16 protein-coding genes are annotated in these 18023 nt (G+C 57.4%); 9 read left to right on the forward strand and 7 right to left on the reverse strand.

Annotated features, from left to right (window positions below; all coding sequences use genetic code 11):
• The first annotated feature begins 48 nt into the window (after positions 1-48).
• Both ACIPR4_RS03875 and ACIPR4_RS03880 read left to right on the forward strand, forming a co-directional pair.
• Positions 49-1554, forward strand: coding sequence for a DEAD/DEAH box helicase (locus ACIPR4_RS03875; RefSeq protein ID WP_013567341.1), 1506 nt, complete (start codon positions 49-51; stop codon positions 1552-1554).
• Between the two features lie 509 nt (positions 1555-2063).
• Positions 2064-3257 carry a TIGR03118 family protein gene (locus ACIPR4_RS03880; RefSeq protein WP_013567342.1) on the forward strand — a complete coding sequence of 398 codons (1194 nt, stop codon included), beginning with the start codon at positions 2064-2066 and terminating at the stop codon, positions 3255-3257.
• Positions 3258-3419: 162 nt separating this feature from the next.
• On the opposite strand, the gene ACIPR4_RS03885 is transcribed toward ACIPR4_RS03880, so the two are convergent.
• The 3 genes from ACIPR4_RS03885 to rph form a co-directional block, all read right to left on the reverse strand.
• Entirely contained in the window at positions 3420-3980 is a 561-nt protein-coding gene (locus ACIPR4_RS03885; protein WP_013567343.1) for an RNA polymerase sigma factor, read from the reverse strand.
• A 13-nt stretch (positions 3981-3993) separates the two neighbouring features.
• The gene (locus tag ACIPR4_RS21425; RefSeq protein ID WP_013567344.1) at positions 3994-5124 is read right to left on the reverse strand and encodes a glycosyltransferase family 4 protein; all 1131 of its coding nucleotides are present in this window, start codon (positions 5122-5124) and stop codon (positions 3994-3996) included.
• 401 nt (positions 5125-5525) lie between these two features.
• Positions 5526-6266, reverse strand: coding sequence for a ribonuclease PH (gene rph, locus ACIPR4_RS03900; protein ID WP_013567345.1), 741 nt, complete (start codon positions 6264-6266; stop codon positions 5526-5528).
• Between the two features lie 464 nt (positions 6267-6730).
• Between rph and ACIPR4_RS03910 the strand changes: the two genes are divergently transcribed.
• The 7 genes from ACIPR4_RS03910 to ACIPR4_RS03935 all read left to right on the forward strand — a co-directional run bounded on the left by ACIPR4_RS03910 (position 6731) and on the right by ACIPR4_RS03935 (position 13277).
• Positions 6731-8197, forward strand: coding sequence for a sigma-54-dependent transcriptional regulator (locus ACIPR4_RS03910; protein WP_041586400.1), 1467 nt, complete (start codon positions 6731-6733; stop codon positions 8195-8197).
• A gap of 87 nt (positions 8198-8284) precedes the next feature.
• Entirely contained in the window at positions 8285-8794 is a 510-nt protein-coding gene (locus tag ACIPR4_RS03915) for a hypothetical protein (protein ID WP_013567347.1), read from the forward strand.
• Between the two features lie 122 nt (positions 8795-8916).
• Positions 8917-9138, forward strand: a complete 222-nt coding sequence (locus ACIPR4_RS22040; RefSeq protein ID WP_013567348.1) for a CDGSH iron-sulfur domain-containing protein — start codon at positions 8917-8919, stop codon at positions 9136-9138.
• Positions 9139-9231: 93 nt separating this feature from the next.
• On the forward strand, positions 9232-11427 hold the full coding sequence (locus ACIPR4_RS03920; RefSeq protein WP_013567349.1) for a CocE/NonD family hydrolase: 2196 nt from the start codon (positions 9232-9234) through the stop codon (positions 11425-11427).
• Positions 11427-11978, forward strand: coding sequence for an NUDIX domain-containing protein (locus tag ACIPR4_RS03925; protein ID WP_013567350.1), 552 nt, complete (start codon positions 11427-11429; stop codon positions 11976-11978). The genes ACIPR4_RS03920 and ACIPR4_RS03925 overlap by 1 nt, the downstream gene beginning before the upstream one ends.
• Positions 11979-12345: 367 nt before the next feature.
• A complete protein-coding gene (locus ACIPR4_RS03930) occupies positions 12346-12651 on the forward strand; it encodes a cupin domain-containing protein (RefSeq protein WP_245536447.1) in 306 nt (101 codons plus the stop codon).
• 215 nt (positions 12652-12866) lie between these two features.
• Complete coding sequence (locus tag ACIPR4_RS03935) at positions 12867-13277, forward strand: ester cyclase (protein WP_013567352.1); 411 nt, start codon at positions 12867-12869, stop codon at positions 13275-13277.
• Positions 13278-13376: 99 nt separating this feature from the next.
• On the opposite strand, the gene ACIPR4_RS03940 is transcribed toward ACIPR4_RS03935, so the two are convergent.
• The 4 genes from ACIPR4_RS03940 to ACIPR4_RS03955 are packed head-to-tail and all read right to left on the reverse strand — an operon-like array spanning position 13377 to position 18020.
• Positions 13377-14627: a vWA domain-containing protein gene (locus ACIPR4_RS03940; protein ID WP_013567353.1), complete on the reverse strand. Its 1251-nt coding sequence runs from the start codon at positions 14625-14627 to the stop codon at positions 13377-13379.
• Positions 14628-14632: 5 nt separating this feature from the next.
• The gene (locus ACIPR4_RS03945; RefSeq protein WP_013567354.1) at positions 14633-15730 is read right to left on the reverse strand and encodes an alginate lyase family protein; all 1098 of its coding nucleotides are present in this window, start codon (positions 15728-15730) and stop codon (positions 14633-14635) included.
• A gap of 25 nt (positions 15731-15755) precedes the next feature.
• Positions 15756-17276 (reverse strand): sigma 54-interacting transcriptional regulator, encoded by a 1521-nt coding sequence (locus ACIPR4_RS03950; RefSeq protein ID WP_013567355.1) that lies wholly within the window; start codon positions 17274-17276, stop codon positions 15756-15758.
• A 45-nt stretch (positions 17277-17321) separates the two neighbouring features.
• A complete protein-coding gene (locus ACIPR4_RS03955; RefSeq protein ID WP_013567356.1) occupies positions 17322-18020 on the reverse strand; it encodes an MgtC/SapB family protein in 699 nt (232 codons plus the stop codon).
• Between the last annotated feature and the right edge of the window lie 3 nt (positions 18021-18023).

The following is an 18023-nucleotide window of genomic DNA, read 5'->3' on the forward strand; positions in this document are numbered from 1 at the left end:
CGAGAGACGGACGCGTTGCCCCGTATCACCACATAGGAAACCCATACTTTGAATCCAGTTTTTGAAGGCACCACTGAGCCGACGGCAGAGCCCAAGGCAGTTGAAGTAAAGACCACCACTCCTCCCGTAGCGACCGAAGTTCAATTCAACGATTTCAATATTTCAGAGAAGCTGAAGCAGCGTCTTGCTGCCAACAACTTTGTGAATCCGACGCCGGTGCAGGCGAAGGCCATCCCTCCGGCGCTGGAAGGCCGCGATGTTCTGGCGACTGCAGCAACCGGAACGGGCAAGACCCTTTCTTTCCTGATCCCGATGATCGAGCGGATGGATGCGAATCCTCTGGCGGCGTTGGTACAGCAGGTTGCGCAGGAGCAGGCGCCCCAGCCTCCCCAGTACGGCCGTCAGCGCGGTGGACGCAACAATCCTCCTCCCCGTGGACCCCGCGCACCGATTCGCGCTTTGATCCTTCTGCCTACGCGTGAGCTTGCGATGCAGGTTCTCGATGCGTACGCGAAGATCGTTCCGAATGCCAAGCAGGATTCCGTGCTCGTCTGCGGTGGTCTGAGCGAAGGCGCACAGTTGGATGCTCTCCGTCGCGGACCGCGTCTCGTTGTCGCGACTCCCGGCCGTCTTGAGGATTACCTCAAGCGTCGCGAGATCAACCTGAACAACGTCGAGATGCTCGTCCTGGACGAAGTCGACCGCATGCTGGACATGGGCTTCCTGCCCGCGATCCGCCGCATTGTGGGCGCTCTTCCGAAGACGCGTCAGACGATGTGCTACTCGGCTACGCTCGATGCCAACATCACGGAGATCGTTCGCGACTACGTTTCGAACCCGATCCGTATCCAGATTGGAACTACGTCGAAGCCGAACGAGCGTGTGGAACTGCGCGCTTTCACAGTCATGCAGGACCAGAAGCTGAGCCTGCTGGATCAGCTTCTCGGTGAGCACGCTGGATCGTACCTGGTCTTTTCGCGCACGAAGCATGGCGCGGATCGTATTGCCAAGAAGCTCGAGAAGCTGGGACATGAGACCGACGTCATCCATGGCGATCGTTCGCAGTCACAGCGTACCGCTGCTCTGAAGAGCTTTGCAATGGGTCGCAGCCGCGTCCTGGTGGCGACGGACGTTGCCGCTCGCGGTATCGACATTCAGCACATCGCGCACGTCGTGAACTACGACCTGCCGAACGGATCGGATGACTTCGTGCATCGCATTGGCCGTACTGGCCGCGCGAGTGCGTCGGGTGTTGCGACCACGTTTGTCATGCCACAGGAGCGCAGCGATGCACGTAAGCTGGAGCGCGAACTGAAGATCAGCTTCAAGTGGGCGGAAGCCGACAAGGGACTGGCCAAGGAAGAGCGCAACAAGCCCGTGGACATGAACGGCGACATGCTGCACATGGAGACACGCGCATGGCGCACCAATCCTTCGGGAACGGGACACGAGCCGACTTCGGTTCCGTCACGTCGTCCGCAAGGGAACCGCGGTCCGGGTGGACCAAGCCGTCGCCCGAGCAGCGGTGGTGGTGCTGGTCGTCGCGGGCGCTAGTTGCGATTGAGTTGAAAAGAGAACCCCGGACTTCGGTCCGGGGCTTTTTGTTTGTTCTTTGTTCTTCCGGCTTCCTGCTGGATGTCCGATGCATCCTTCTGCAAAGCACGGATGTTCGAAGCTCAAGCTTCGAGCTTCTACGGTTATAGCCTGTATCTGGAAGATCGATAGGCCGGGCGCCTCGAATCACTAGTTAGCCGGCAGGACCCCTTTTGATAAAGCTCATCCATTTAGATAAGTGGAGACAGTAACTTCTACTGCTTGTTCGTGTGAAGTTGTGTCTTCTTACACTTTGTAATGTTAAAAAAGCAAAGCTTATGCGCTTGCGGATGTACACGAAATGACCGCGAATTGTGTTCCCCTGGGAATATGGAAGAGGCCTTGTTGTTCTTGTAGTCAGTGCATCGCGAATTCTTCACTCTGTAGCTGGCTCTGCGATCGTCTCTGTTCCGGGAGGAAAGCTCCAAGACTGCTCTATGAGTGGGTGCGCGAACACTCAAGGAGAAGTTATGAAGTCACTCGTGAATATTGCTGTTAGCGCTGTAACCATGCTGTCTCTGGGAGTTATGTCTCCTGCCCAGAGATACACCCAGACAAATCTTGTTTCGAACACCTCGGGCGTAGCGCCGATAACAGATCCAAATCTTGACGATGCATGGGGCTTGAGCCGTGCATCGTCGGGAGATTGGTGGGTATCTGACAATGACAGCGGTGTGAGTACTCTTTATGCTGGCAACGGCACAAAGAACGCTCTGACCGTAACAATCCCCTCGGTTAATCCGAAGAAGAACCCAAAAGGTAGTCCGACCGGCACGATTGCCAATGGCAGTACGACCGATTTTCTCATCGCACCAAATACACCAGCAGTTTTTCTCTTTGTTACATTGGATGGCGGGATCGCAGCATGGAATCCAAACTTCGCCATCTCTCAGGGAGGCGCGGCACCTTCGACGAATGCCGTCCTGGTTTCGAAGAGCTCAGATGGCTCGTCTTACACGGGAATCACGAGCTCATTTATTAAAGACAAGCGGTATCTGTATGTTGCCAACTTTGCAAAGTCGCGCGTCGATGTTTTCGATAGCTCCTTTCACAGGGTCACTCTCCATGAGGACTCCGATCATACTTACGACTTCAATGACTCGAACGGTCGTCAGCGCAATGAGCCGTTTGTGGATGAGCGGCTTCCTAAAGACTTCGCACCCTTTAACGTGCAGGCCATTGGACCGGATATCGTCGTAACTTACGGTTTGCTCGTTGAAGGTCAGCATGTTGCTGCTGGCGGCCCCGGACTGGGCTACGTTGATGTGTATACTTCCTCCGGTCGGCTGCTCACTCGTCTTGAGAGCGGTTCTCAATTGAATTCACCTTGGGGCGTTACGCTTGCACCGTTGGACTTTGGACGTTTCAGCCACGCTCTGCTTGTGGGGCAATTTGGAGGTGGAGGCTCTACACCTTCGGCCGGTACGATTGCTGCTTATGACTTAGCAACTGGTGAGTTCTTAGGTACGGTAGAGGATGCAACTGGAAGGCCAATCGTTGTTCCTGGACTCTGGAGCTTGAGTCCGGGTAATGTCAGCCCAACTAATCTGGACTCTGCCGCTGCACCCGCCGCCGAGGTGTACTTTACCTCCGGCACAAGCAGGAGTCTTTTTGGTTATTTTACGGCCGTGTCGACTGATCTTACAGAAGGCAATGCTCAGTAGCGTTAGTCTGCAGTAACTCCGAAGCTTGTTAGCATGCCGCAGTTATACCGCCGCGGCATGCTAACACCGCGATAATAAGTATTTGGTTGGAAGTCACTTATAAAGTAAGTGAACCTTACTTTATAAGTAGTGTTGTTTGCAGAAGAGAGTGTGGCAAGGAGGTCAGGCGGGGCGGCAGGTGCAATCGACGCAGCCGTGTTCGGCGCAGCAGCCGCAGGTACGGAGGAGTTCGCGGCGAAGTGCCAGACGTGCTCGATAGGCGCGGACGCCTGCGTTTCCTGAAGTAATGTTGTGCGCCGTGGCGAAGTCTTTCAAGCTGATGTTGCCGAGGTCCACTTCCCGGAGGATTTCGGCGTATGCGGGCGTTAGGTGGTCGAGCACTGCTGTGATGCAGGTGCAGACGACGAGCTCAAGAGTAGGGTCTTTGGCAGGGAGATGTTCGAGAGCGTGTCCCCATGCTTCCAGCAGCTTGTTTTCGGTGGTGCGGCGGCGATAGTGATCGATGATCGCGTTGCGCAGGATGCGATAGAACCAGGCAACTGCGGACTCGTTTGCACGCAACTCCCCACCGTGTTGCAAAGCGCGAATGTAGGCGGTTTGCAGAATGTCTTCCGCCAATGCACCATCCGCAACGCGGCGCTGCACGAAGCCGAGGAACTGCTTCCGTTGGTCGAGCAGCTGCGTTGGAATCTCTGGGTCCAATTTATGGCTTTCGATAGACATCCACTCTCAACGATTACACAACCAGTACATCCACCCACGCCGCCACATTCTTCGGCAGGTCATGGTTCTGAAGCGCGCGGTCCCGCCCTGCAGCACCCATTCTTTTCCTCAAAGCCTCATCTCCAGCCAGCTTCAGGATACCTGCCGCAAGCGCCCCATCATCCTGAGGCTCGAATCCAAACCCATTCAGCCCATCCTCCACAAGCTCCGGCAGGCCGCCGATCCGAGCCGCCACCACCGGCAATCCTGCGCTCATGCCCTCCGCCACCGACAGGCAAAACGCCTCATGCCACTGCGAGCATTGAATCTGAATCGCTGCTGCCCGCCATGCTCCGCTTGCGGAAAGATCCTGCACCTGGCCGCACCAAGTCACATGGTCCGCGATCCCTAATTCGTTTGCCATCGCGGCATATTCGTCCCGTCCAGCCCCGTCTCCACAGAAGACGAATTGCAGGTCCTGCCGCTCGGCCAGCACCCGCTTCGCTGCCCTTAGCGCTACGTCGATGCCTTTTTCAGGCACCAGCCAGCTGGTCTGCAAGACGATCCGCCGATCCACCGGAATGGCATACTTCTTTCGGAACGCAGCCGCATCGCCCAGGTCTCGATGGTTATCCACGGCGCTGTAGATTACGCGGCTCTTGCCTGCCGGCACGATCTGTTCCCGGTCTGAACATGCCTTCACGAAAACCGTCGCGCATATGGACTCAGTCAGAGGCTTCATGAGCATCTGCACCTTGCTGTCTGCGCGATAGTTGTACCGCGCTGCCGATCTCGAAGTCTGGTCGTAATAGATTCGCCGCCCAACACCCAGCAGCGATCCCAGCAAAGGCCACAGCCGCACCGGTCCGCCCAGCGTATAAAGCAGCACGTCCGGACGATACCGCAGAACCAGCTTTATATATTCCAGGGTGTTTTTGAGCCCCAGCCCCTCCTGCGCCGGCATGACGTCCAGGGTTACATTGCCAGGCTCCAGCAGGAACTCCCGCACCGCGCCTTTGGGCTCCGTGAGGTAGCAGATCGTCATGTCCCAGCCTTTGCGGTCCAACTGCCGTGCCAGTTCCGCCGCATAACTTTCAATTCCGCCGATACGGTTTGCCGCCAACGCCGCCAGGAACAAAACCCGTTTGCGCTTCGATGTCGCCATCTTCTAACCCTAACCTGCCGCAGCCCTCAATTTATTCCAAATAGAGCCCTGAAGTTGGAAGTTCCTTGCAGCCGACATCGCTGCTCGCTTTGGCTGTTAAAGGACGGTTCTGGCATCGGGAGAGCAAACGGTCAGGAAGCCCTTTCAGAGATTCCTGACCGTTGGATGGCTGATCAGGCGCGTTTATTGCAGATACAGACTGGCGTGCAGATGCAACCGGTGCCGCAGGGGCAGTCTTCACAACGTGTTGTGGTGGTCATGTTGTTTCTCCTTCGGAACGCGATGGCCGCGTTCACAAAGGCTGACGCAGGTGAAAGGAAAACATTACACCGGGGGACGGCTCAAGTTGGCAGACGTGTTTAGCGCAGCTCTGCCGCGCAAGCAAACACACTCTCTAGCGGCTACTTCTTAAGGACAGAGCGCTGGTGGACGAGGAGGTTCTTGACACCGCTGGCGGCGATGTCGAGCAGGGCGTCGAGTTGCGGGCGGGTGTAGGTGTTGTGTTCCGCTGTGGCCTGGACTTCGACGAGACCGCCATCTTCCGTCATGACGACGTTCATATCCACATCGGCGCGGGAGTCTTCTTCATAGGCCAGATCGAGGAGAATATTGCCATCTACGATGCCGACTGAGGTGGCCGCGACGAGCTGTTTCAGTGGCGAAACGGGAAGCGTGCCCGCAGCTACAAGTTTATCGAGCGCCATAGCCAGCGCAACGCAGGCCCCTGTGATGGCGGCTGTTCGGGTGCCGCCGTCGGCTTGGAGAACATCGCAGTCGAGGATAATCATGCGTTCGCCGAGAGCCTTGAGGTCGACGACGGAGCGCAGGCTGCGGCCGATGAGGCGCTGGATCTCGTGGGTGCGACCGCCGATCTTGCCGCGTTCGCTCTCGCGTGGGGTGCGTGTGAGGGTGGCCCGGGGGAGCATGGAGTATTCCGCCGTGACCCAGCCTTTGCCGGAGTTGCGCAGCCATCCGGGGACGGAGGGCTCGATCGTAGCGTTGCAGAGGACGCGCGTGTTGCCCGCTTCAATGAGGACGGAACCCTCCGCCGTGGCGACATAGTCAGGCGTGAGTTTGATGGAGCGGAGCTGGGCGGCGGTCCGGCCACCCGGACGGAAGAGTTCCTCTGAAGCGTTTGTCATTCTCCGATTATAGGAAGACGCCTGCCGCAGCGCTTGTGGGGGATCGTTTGCAGAGTTTACACATGGGACAAATTTTCGCTTCGAAAGTTTCCCGATTTGGGAATTTGCTCTTTAGAGGCCCTGGATGGGTTTATTTTTCGCGTGATCAAAGGTAGATTCACCTCATCAGAGGTAATCAACCAATTGACGTCCCAAAATGGCGCAGTCAGGTATGGGGAGTTTCTCATTTTTTGGTGCGCTATCAAGGGATTTATTTTCTTCGACTTAGCCGAATTTTTTCGTAAGTCATATTTAATGTTCCATAGGGAACTTGGTGACTTGCAGGAAATAGGGCAGATGTTCGATGAAAAGCTAGGCCCACGAAAGTTAACAGAGTAATGAGGGCGAACCAAATGCAGACGAATTATCTGAGCAGTACTGCAAGCAGCATGAACGAGTCGGCCGAACTTCAAAAGCCCTTAACCATGCTTCGAAACGAAGGGGCTGATGCGGAGACATCACGAGCACTTTCGCTGTTAGTTGTAGATGACGATCCGGCCGTATTGCGGGCGTGTTGCGAGATCGCGCGCAGTATGGGGTATCGCGTTGTAGATGCAAGCTCCGTGGAGGAGGCACGGAACGAACTGGCCAGGCAGCAATTCGACGTACTGCTGTTGGACCTGAAGCTGCCGGTGTATGGCGGGCTGACCCTTCTGGATGAAGTCACGGCCGTATATCCCAACACCGCCGTGATTGTGATGACGGCCTTCGCCACGGTGAACAACGCGCTGGAAGCCATGCGGACGGGGGCACAGGATTATCTGACCAAGCCGTTTGCCATGGATGAACTCACGGTGATGCTGGAGCGCGCTGGGAATCGGAAACAGTTTGAGAGTGACAGCAGGCGGTTGCGCGACCGAACCCTCACGCAGACGGGCATGATCGGCATGGTTGGCCACTCGTCCGAGATGCAAAAGCTGTATCGCATTGTTTCAAAGGTGGCGTTTTCTTCGCATCCCGTCTTGATCATGGGTGAGAGTGGAACGGGGAAGGAGCTGGTTGCGCGTTCGATCCATGCCAACGGACCGAAGGCGAGCAGGCCCTTCATTTCTGTGGACTGCGGATCACTTGTGCCGAAGCTGGTCGAAAGCGAGCTCTTTGGGTATGCCAAAGGGGCGTTTACAGGAGCAAGTCGAAGCAGGGATGGACTGCTCGCGACGGCAGGGGGCGGGACGGTTTTTCTGGATGAAGTGGGTGAGCTCTCTCTGGAGTTGCAGGCGAAACTCCTGCGCGCGTTGCAGGAGAAGGAGGTGCATCCCGTGGGCGCGACGCATGCCGTGCCCATTTCGGCACGCGTGGTGGCGGCGACGAACCGTGATCTCTCCGCGATGGTGGAGCAGGGGCGCTTTCGCAAAGACCTCTACTTCCGCCTGAATGTGGTGAATGTGCGTATGCCGTCTTTGCGAAGCCGTAAGCAGGATATTCCTTTGTTGGCGGCGCATTTTCTGGAACGCATGCGCAAGGAGAACGGTGTGCTCTACAAGTTCTCGGACGAAGTGCTGCGCGTGATGGCGGAGTACGAATGGCCGGGGAATGTTCGCGAACTGGAAAACGCCATCGAGCGCGCCTGCGCTCTGTCCAGCGGACCCATCCTGCACATGGCAGATATGCCATCGCCGCTGCAAAACTTCAGCACCCACACTTCCAAGCCATCGGTGCAAAAGATCGATGAGCGGCGCGTGAGCAGCAGGAGAGCAGCGGACGTGGAGATGGCCATGCAGGTTGAAGCGTCGCGCCACAGGCAGATCGTATCTATCGCCGAATTGGAGAAGCAGGCCATTTTGAGCACGATACGGCAGCTGCATGGCGACAAATTGATGGCGGCCCGTCTGCTCGGCATTGGAAAGACCACACTCTATCGCAAGCTGAAAGAGTATGGGATCGGGGAGTAAAACTCCCGCACCGCAGTGCTTTCACCCGCGTTTGCGGAGTGGAAGAAAATTGGTATCACTTGGATTTGCCTTGGAGAAAATGGGCCTATGAAGCAGGAAGTACACAGCGTTTTGATTTTGACAGCGATGGAGGGGGCGGAGAATCTGGCTGGCGTCCTTTCCCGCGAGGCGGATGTCACAGTACAGGTAGCGCGGAACTGGATGTCAGCTCTCGCGGTTCTGCGAAGGGAGGCGTTCACGATCGTACTTGTGGATAGCGCCCTTGCGCAGACCCAGCCTGGAAGCATGGAAACGCTTTGGGAGCGTGCCGATCTGGCCGTTCCTCTGGAATTGAACATTGCAGAGCTTGGCGCGGACCGTTTGATTCGGCAGATCTGTGGCATCCTGGCGCGGCGGGAGCAGGAGTATGTGCTGGCAAGAAAAGCGGCAGGCCTGGAGATCGAGGAGGAACTGCGGTCGCATGTCACAGGGCTTCTGTTGGAAAGCGATCTGATGCTGAGCGAGCAGGCCATTTCGCCGATAGTGCGTCAGCGGCTTGTGACCTTGCGGGAGCTGGCGGATGGACTTCGGGTGCGTCTTCGGCATGCTTCGGCGTGACACATAAGGCGTCTTCGTGGCGTGGAAGCAGGTCTGCTATTCTGCCTCATCGGGGCATTTGGGAATCTTTGCGGCTGCATGCAGCATGGAAGCCCGTGCGCGATCACTTTGAGGGATGTGTCATGGCAGAAGAAACGGTAAAGATTACGGTGCGTCCGAACGGGCCACTGCGTGTTGAAGGTGCGATTCACCTGGTGGATGCCGACGGGCAGGAGTGGGATCTCACGGGCAAGCCAGCGGTGAGTCTTTGCCGTTGTGGCGCCAGTGAGAAGCGTCCTTTCTGCGATGGGGCTCACAATCGGGTTGGTTTCCAATGTATGACGAGCCCAGGGAACCTGACCTAGAATTTATGCAGCAGAGTTCAGCCGCCGCAGAAGTTTGCGGCGGCTGAATTGTAAGAGCACTCAAGAGCCGAGAGTGTCGGCCAGGGAGAAGTGATGCGGCAACGGTGGATTGGGACAGCAGTGGCGTTGATGCTTGGGGTTGCAGCTTTCCTGCCCAGCGCGATGGGAGGCCAGGCTCCACATCACCCGCACGCTACGGCGGAGTCCCGGCCGCTCGACGCATTTGTCGGACTCTATAAGGAGAATAGCGATCCGGATGTTGTGCTCTCCATCTCGCGGGAGGGTGACAGCCTGTTCGTGGAAAGCGCGCGTATGGCGCGTTTCCAGATGCACGCCGAGGGGAAAGACCACTTCGCCACGACGAGCACGAAATACGAGTTTATACGGGACCCTTCCGGTGCGGTGACGGCGGTGAGTGTTACGGGAGGCCGTCGCGGGACGGAGCTGACAACCGAACTTTACACGCGGACGACCAACGTTGCGGAGACGCTGAATCACTTTCGTAACTACACCCGTACGGAAGTGATGATGCCTGTGCGGGATGGTGTCCGTCTGCATGCCGTGGTGTTGCGTCCAGAGGGATCGGAGCATAGCGGAGAACCGTTGCCGATCTTCCTTCAGAGGACCTGCTATGGCACAGAGGGCAGCAACTCGGCGACGGTGAATATGACGAAGCCCGAACTGGCACAGAGTGGGTACATCTTTGTCTTTGCGGACATTCGCGGGCGGTACGAGAGCGAAGGCCAGTTCGTGATGAACAGGCCCATCGTGCATGTCTATGGAAACCGTACCGATCCGAAGCTGGTGGATGAAAGCTCGGACGCATATGACTCCGTGGATTGGCTGGTGAAGAACCTGCCGAATAACAATGGGCGCGTCGGCGTATGGGGTGTGTCGTACCCGGGATTTTTGGCGATGATGGCGGGAATGGATCACCATCCTGCGGTGAAGGCGGTGAGTCCGCAGGCGCCGATGACGGACGTCTGGATGGGCGACGACTTCTTCCATAACGGAGCGTTTCGCGAGACGTACGGCTTCGACTATACGCAGCGGATGGAGCGCTCCAAGAGGGACGTTCCCGTTTCGATGGACGAAGATATGTACGCGTACTTCCTGCGATATGGGAACTTCGAGAATGCCGCAAAGGCTGCCGACGCGCAGAACCTGCCAACAGCGAAACGCTTCGTTGCCGAACCCGCTTATACGAAGTTCTGGCAAGAGATGGCGGTGCAGCCAAAGCTGACATCGATTGAAGTTCCCGTGCTGGAAGTCGGCGGCTGGTTCGATCAGGAAGACATGTTCGGAACGCAGGCCGAGTATGCTGCGCTGCGACCGCACGATACGAAGAAAGACCCTGAGCACTCTGTCTATATGGTGCTGGGACCGTGGAGCCATGGTGGATGGGCTGGATCGGCACGACGACTCGGTGCGCTTGAGTTCGGATCGGCGACGGGCGAAGAGTATCGCAAGCGCTACGAGGTCACGTTCTTCGAGAAGTTTCTCAAGGACCGCACTGGCTTCGATCTGAAAGACACAGCGACCTTTCGCACGGGCGTGAACCAGTGGGAGCGGTATGACGTATGGCCGCCGAAGGTCGGATTTCATCCGGCGAAGTTGTACCTTGGTGTGCGGCATTCGCTAAGTTTCGATGCTCCCACGGGCGGCGATGTGCGCGACCATGCAAACTACGTCGCCGATCCATCGAACCCAATTCCGTACCGCGAGCGGCCGATCCAGAGCACTTACGGATCAGGGTCGAAGTGGAGGCCTTGGCTGTCGGGCGATCAGGGCTTTCTGAAAGATCGGAAAGACCTGACAAACTTTACCTCCGACGCGATGGACAAGGACACGACGATCACCGGGGACATCGTGGCGCATCTGTTTGCGTCGACCTCTGGAAGCGATGCGGACTGGGTGGTGAAGCTGATCGACGTCTATCCGGACGATGCTCCCGGCGGGATGGCGGGCTACCAGACGATGGTGGTCGAGGAGATATTTCGCGGGCGGTACTGGAAGACCTTCGAGGCAGCGACGCCGATTGAACCGAACAAGGTGAAGGAGTACACGTGGAGTCTGCACGGAGCGGACCACACTTTCCTGAAAGGCCACCGGATGATGGTGCAGGTGCAGTCGTCGTGGTTCCCGCTCTATGACCGGAATCCACAGACGTTCGTGCCCAACATCATGACGGCACCCATGGACGCTTATACACCTCAGACGCAGACGGTCTATTTTTCGAAGAAGCATCCGTCGCATCTGGATGTGTTGCTGCCCGATACGGAGAAGTAATGATCAAGACGATCAGTTCGCGCGAGGTTTACCGGAACAAGTGGACGCGCGTACGCGAAGACGTGATCGAGCGATCGAACGGCGAGCGCGGCATCTTCGGCGTGGTCGACAAAGACCCGGCGTGCATTGTGGTGGCATTGGAGCGTGAGGCGGATGGGACGGAGTATCTCTGGCTCGTCGAACAGTTCCGCTACACGGTAGGTGGACGTTACATGGAGTTCCCGCAAGGTGGATGGGAGCAGGAAGAGGTCGTCCCTGAAGATCTGGCGCGGGGCGAGCTGCGCGAAGAGACCGGATTGGTCGCCGGGAAGATGACTCTGCTGGGCTTTCACTGGATCGCGTATGGCGTCATGAATCAAAAGCACTATGTCTTTCTTGCGGAAGAGCTTGTGCAGGGCGAGCACGATCGCGATGCCGAGGAGACCGATCTCGAAGTGAAGCGTTTGAGCGTGCGCGAGTTCGAAGATGCTTTGTTCGATGGAACGATCAGAGACAACTGCACGGCCGCTGCCTGGGCGCTGTATAAGATCTGGCGGGAGAGGCAGGTTTAGGAATGGTTGCTTGTTTGTTATCCCGTAGCGCAGAGAAGGGATCTGTCTTTCAGACTGTTGTGAGGGTCGCTCTTCGAGCGAACGATGCGCTTTGCGCATAACCCATGTCCCAAAGGCGGGACATGGGGCACTCGGTTTTAGGTTTCCTTACACATCTGGTTTGTGCGCTCCGCGCGACCCCCACCCTTTCGCAAAGAGCGCGAAAGAATGGGGCACAGTACTATGGCGCATGACAAATTTGCGCCCTCTCGCGTTGTGTATCGCTTTGCTCTCGATAGGCCGAGGTGTATCGGCTCAAAATGCCCCGGTGAATGCGCCGCTTAGCGAGGCCCGCATCTTTGCGGCTGACGCTTCTCTCGTTAGGAAGATGGCGAATGGAGCGGAGTTTCGTAGCATCGTGCATGGCGAGTTGAAGACAGGTGAGAGCGTAGATCTGCATGAGACAATGCAGCCCGTCGGCACCGTGCCGAGCCCACTTCATGCGATCCAACATTCCGAGTTCATCGTCGTGCGCGAGGGAATGATCGTCTTTGTGCATGAGGGCAAGGTAGAGCGTGTCGGTCCCGGCGGAGTGATGTACGTCGCCTTGGGCACGATCCATTCGCTGAAAAATGTTGGTGATGTTCCCGCGCGCTACGTTGTCATTGCGATCGGCGGAGATGTTAAAAAGTAATTTTCGACAAGTTACAGCGCTTTGACGGTCATCACCTTTTAATATGGTTCTCCTATCCCAATTTGAAAACACATTCGAGACAAGCGCACAAACCGTTTATGGGCTCACGTGCGTCCAAAAAGCAGGTGTGTTCTTGGATGAAAATCCGAAAGCATGAGTTTGTAACAGTGAGTGATCGGTAACGAGCGCCACAAAGCAGCTGGGGGTAAATAAAGATGTCTGCAAATGTTTTAAGTAATGTCATCGAAGATTATTTGGCTTTATGGTCAAGGCCTGGAGTGACCCGGGAATTTCTTTCGCTCTATACGGATGACTGTGTCTATGAGGATGTAGCGAGGGGGAGTGTCGCGAGGGGGAAGCCCGAGTTAGAAAGCTTCTATCAAGAAGTTCGTGCAGCTTTTCCCGATTTCGCTAAAGTATTTGTGTCCAGCATGAGTACAGAAGATCACGGCGCAGTGCAGTGGGTCATGAAGGGTACGCAGACGGGGGATCTTCCAGGACTTCCAGCGACCAATAAAAAGATGTCTGTCCGTGGAATCAGCATCTTTGAAATGCGGGGAGATAAGATTAAAGAGTTACACGAGTACTACAACTTTGCAGAAGCGCTTAAGCAACTTGGGGCGTAAACAATAACTTTAATATTTCCAGTTCGATGGGAATGCGTCTCGATACAACCTCTATCGGAAAGGGAGGTTGTATCGCCGCATGACCCTAGTATTCACGAGCTAGTGAATCGTCTTCATCCGGCGATTCATGAAGTCCATCAGCAGGTAGCTGCCAAGTTTGTCCGGCGTGGTGAAGTAGGCTTTGCCTCGGCACATGGCGCTGACCTTTTGAACGAATTGCATCAGGGCGAAGTCCTGCGCGAGCATGAAGGTATTGATGACGATGCTGGCGCGCTTGCAGCGGGCCACTTCTTCCAGCGTTTCGGAGAGCACAATGGGATCGAGGCCGAAGGCGTTTTTGTAGATGCGGCCGTCGGGCAGGGTGAGCGCAGAAGGTTTGCCGTCCGTGATCATCACGATCTGCTTCATGTCTTTATTGGAACGGGCGAGGATACGCTGGGCTACGCGCAGACCTTCGCGGGTGTTGGTGTACCACGGGCCCACGCGGACGCGCGCGACCTGCTGGATGGGCATCTCTTCGGCAGAGTCATGGAATAGGACGAGGTGAAGGGAGTCGCCGGGGAACTGCGTTCGGATGAGGTGCGAGAGCGCCATGGCAACGCGCTTTGCGGGCGTGAAACGGTCTTCGCCGTAGAGAATCATCGAGTGCGAGCAGTCGAGCATGACGACCGTGGCGCACGAGGACTGGTACTCCGACTGGTGAATGTGAAGATCGGAGTATTCGATGTTGAGTGGAAGGCCCAGGCCTTCGCGCTGCAGTGCACTAGAGAGCGTGGCGTTGACGTCGAGGTTCATCGTATCGCCGAACTCGTAGGGTTTGCTGGATCCGCTCGACTCGATGCCACTGGCTTCGTAGCGTGTATCATGGCGGCCCATGTTGGCGCGGCCCATGCCTCCAAGGAGATCGCGCAGGGATTTGTAGCTGAGGAAATCCATGCTCTTGTCTGTGACGTTGAAGCGCGCTTCGCCCTGTGGCGGCGCGGGCTGCTGGATTTCTCCGGGTCCGCTACTGCTCTGCGTTTCGGAGGGGTCGCCTTGTTCCTGCTGGATGAAGTTGCCTTGCTCGAGGCGCTCGACGAGTTGATCGATCATCTCTTCGCGCTGCTCTTCGGACATGGCCTCGTACTGTTCCTGCGCCTCCATGTCGAGAAAGCTGCCGTCTTCGAGAACCTGGCGGATCGCTTCGCGGAGATTCTCCATGTTGTGATCGCCGTCGAGTTCCTGGAACTGCGACATCGGATCCTGAAAGCCGGAGTCGAGCAGGAAGTCGCTCAGTGCTTCCATCAGATCTTCGAGGCCGAGCGAGGAAGCGAGATCTCCGTTGAACTTGGTATAGCGTGTGCGCTTCATAGGACCTACTTTGCGGCGAGAACGGTGGTGCTGCCGCCGATGCGTGTGGCGTCCGTCGGCGTGGAGAGGCCGTGGACGATGGAGGCCGGGAGATTCTTCGCGCCAAAGCGGCGGACGTAGAACTCAAGGAAAGAATAATCGCTGCTGCCGAAGTCCAGTATCTGTTCGTCCGGTGTGTAGACCTTCACGATGGATGGATCGTCGATGGCTTTGCCGAGGAAGAGCACGCCGTCCCGAATGGTATGGCCGTTCTGAGAGTAGTTGTAGAGTGGTATGCCCTGGCGTTCGGCAAACTCAGCGATGGGGATGAGCGGTTGCAGAGCGAAGGCCTGATAGTGGATTGCGCGTTCGTGGCGGGCCATCTCCAGAGGGAAGGCTCCGCGCTCGTCGAGAGCAGCGACGGACTCCTGAAAGGTGTCTACGCCGAATTTGAAGAGAGCATCATCGGAAGAGACCACGCCTGCAGCGGTTGCAGCAACGGCGCGCCAGTAGTGGTGGTTGTTCTTTTCGCCCGCTTCGAAGGCGATCATCTTGTGGGCCGATGCGTTGATCCACTTGGTATCGCGCACGGTCTGCTCTTGATCGAGCTTGGAATCGTTGAGTAGAACAGACTCTGTAATAGCTGCTGAGCTAAGCGTCCATTCGACCTGATACCAGGCCTGAGAACTCACCTTCGGATCGTAATCGAGGAGGGCGCCAGCCTTTGCCCAGAGGTCGATCTGCTGCTGTGCGCAGGCTGCCTCCGCGTGGCTTCCCGTAGCGAGGTACTGGTTCATGCCAGCAGTGGTGCGTTTCTCAAACTGGCCGTAGATATGCGTGGCTTCCGCTTCCGCTGGGTTCACTGGGCCGTGCGACCCATTGAGATAGTGATGCGGAATGTCGATCGGACGAGAGGGAGCGGCGACCACCGGAGATCTGAGGCAAGATCCCAAACCAGCAATGGCACTGCGGACACGGGGATCCTTCGTCGAGGGCAGCTCGGCCTGGCGCGCAGGCACATCGATCAACGAAGCGCGGGGATCGCGGACGTGCTGTGCCTGTGCGACAGAAGCGGCGGCAAGCAGACAAGCCATGCCTGCCTGTGCCCACGGACGATTGAACATGCGCTCTGCTCCTTCAGCGTTCAACCTAGTTGAAGCCGCGTTTGTTGCGGTTCTTGGACTGCCACTCCTGCTTCTCCCGCTCACGCTCGCGGATCTCTTCCTGAAAACCCTGCGAGCGGTCCCTGTTCCTCTTCTCGATGGCGGTGAAGCTGCGCTCTTCCGTGCGGGAGATGCGCTTATGCGCCGTCATGCCTTCCAGAAGGAACTCGGCTGCGGAGACGAACTGCTCGGCAGCGATGTGCGCGGGCAGCTTCAGGGGCTTCAACTTTTCTGCGAGCCCCTGGATGGTGCGAAGCTCCTTCATCGAATCCTCCGAGGAGGTTGCGTCGGAGAGCTGCACGGTACCGCCGAGGTTGAACCACTCCTCGATCTGCTGCGTGTTCACGTCGGCGAAGTAGCCGTCGAAGGTGTGGGCGACGGCGGTGTTGATGATCTCGTGGACGACCTTATCCGCGCCGCGCATCTCGCCTTCGTACTCAAGCTCGATCTTGCCTGTGATGCCGGGGAGAGCGGTGTAGATATCGCCGATGCGGGGAACCGCGGTGCTTTCTCCATGAAGGAGCGCGCGGCGTTCGGCGTTCGAGATCACGAGTTCCAGTGTGGAGATAGGAAGGCGCTGTGATACGCCGCTACGCTTGTCGACGCGCTTTTCTTCGCGCGCGGTGAAGGCGATCTGCTCCACGACTTCGCGGATGTAGCGTGGGATGTGCAGATCGAGACCTCCGCGCTTAGACCAGGCTTCCTGCTCCGTGACGGAGATGGCTTGATCGAGCGAGTCGAGATAGTGTGTGCGAATCTCCGAACCGATGCGATCTTTCAGAGGGGTCACAATCTTGCCGCGCGCCGTGTAGTCTTCCGGGTTCGCGGAAAAGACGATGGCGACGTCGAGTTCGAGGCGGACGGGGTAGCCCTTAATCTGGACGTCGCCCTCCTGCATGATGTTGAAGAGCGCGACCTGGATCTTGCCTGCGAGGTCGGGGATTTCGTTGATGGCGAAGATGCCGCGATTGGCGCGGGGCAGCAGGCCGTAGTGCATGGTGAGTTCGCTGGAGAGGATTTCGCCGGAGCGCGCCGCCTTGATGGGATCCACATCGCCGATGAGATCGGCCACGGTGACGTCCGGGGTCGCGAGCTTTTCGACATAGCGCTCTTCGCGTCCCATCCATGCGATGGGGGTGTCATCGCCCATGGTGGCTATCAGGTCTCGGGAGTACTTGCTCAGCGGAGCGTAGGGATTGTCCCGCAACTCGGAGCCGGCGACGTAGGGGGCCTTTTCGTCCAGCAGCGTGGTGAGCGCGCGGAGGATGCGGCTTTTTGCCTGGCCGCGCAGGCCGAGCAAAATGAAGTTGTGTTTGGAGAGGACCGCGTTCACGATCTGGGGTGTGACGGTGTCTTCGTACCCTACGATGCCGGGGAAGATGGCTTCTTTGGCGCGCAGTTTTACGATCAGGTTGTCGCGCAGTTCGTCTTTAACCGAACGAGCGACGTATTCAGGCGTCCATTCGCTTTTGCGTAGTTCGCCAAGTGTTACGGGGAGTGATTTCATTAATCTCGGAATCTCCTGATTTGGTGCTTCTGGAAATTAGATGTTCTATTCATCCCATCGGAACCCAGCAATCCCCGGAAGAGAGCGCAGCTCATCCAGGCGGCGGGGAGTATTGGGTGCCTGGGCAAAGTTTGCCCGCCACTGGAGTTCACAGCGAAGCGTGACCAGCTGGTTGGCGGGGGCGTACTGGACGGACCAGGTCTGGACCTTAAAGGTGTAACCGCGAATGAGTTCACGCAGGGTCTGTTCGTCGGGAGCGCCCTCTTTCAGATTCAGGGTGAGCGCTCCGCGGCGCGCTCTGGGGACATACTGCTCCACCTTCTTAAGCACTTTCAGGATGAAAAGGGCTAACACTGTGGCGGTAATGCCAAGCCAGATTTGTCCTCCACCATAAAGGAGGCCGAGCATGGTGGTGAACCAGAGCGTGGCGGCGGTGGTCACGCCGGTGGCTCCATTCTCCTTTTTAATGATGGCGCCTGCGCCGATGAAGCCAATGCCGCTGAGGACGCCGAGGGGAAGACGCATCAGATCGAGCGTGTTGAAGCTGGTAGGGCCCTTTCCGCTGAGCGAAAGCAGAAGATTGACCTGCAGCATGGAGAGTGTCGCCGTCAGGGTAACCAGCATGATGGTGCGCATGCCAGCGGGTCGGCCGTGTTCGTCGCGGTTGTAGCCGATGGCCAGACTGGCGACGCAGGCCAGCGCTAACCTCAGCGCGATCTGCTGCCAGTGGAGGTCCAGGGGCATGGG

Source organism: Terriglobus saanensis SP1PR4 (assembly GCF_000179915.2).
Taxonomy (GTDB): domain Bacteria; phylum Acidobacteriota; class Terriglobia; order Terriglobales; family Acidobacteriaceae; genus Terriglobus; species Terriglobus saanensis.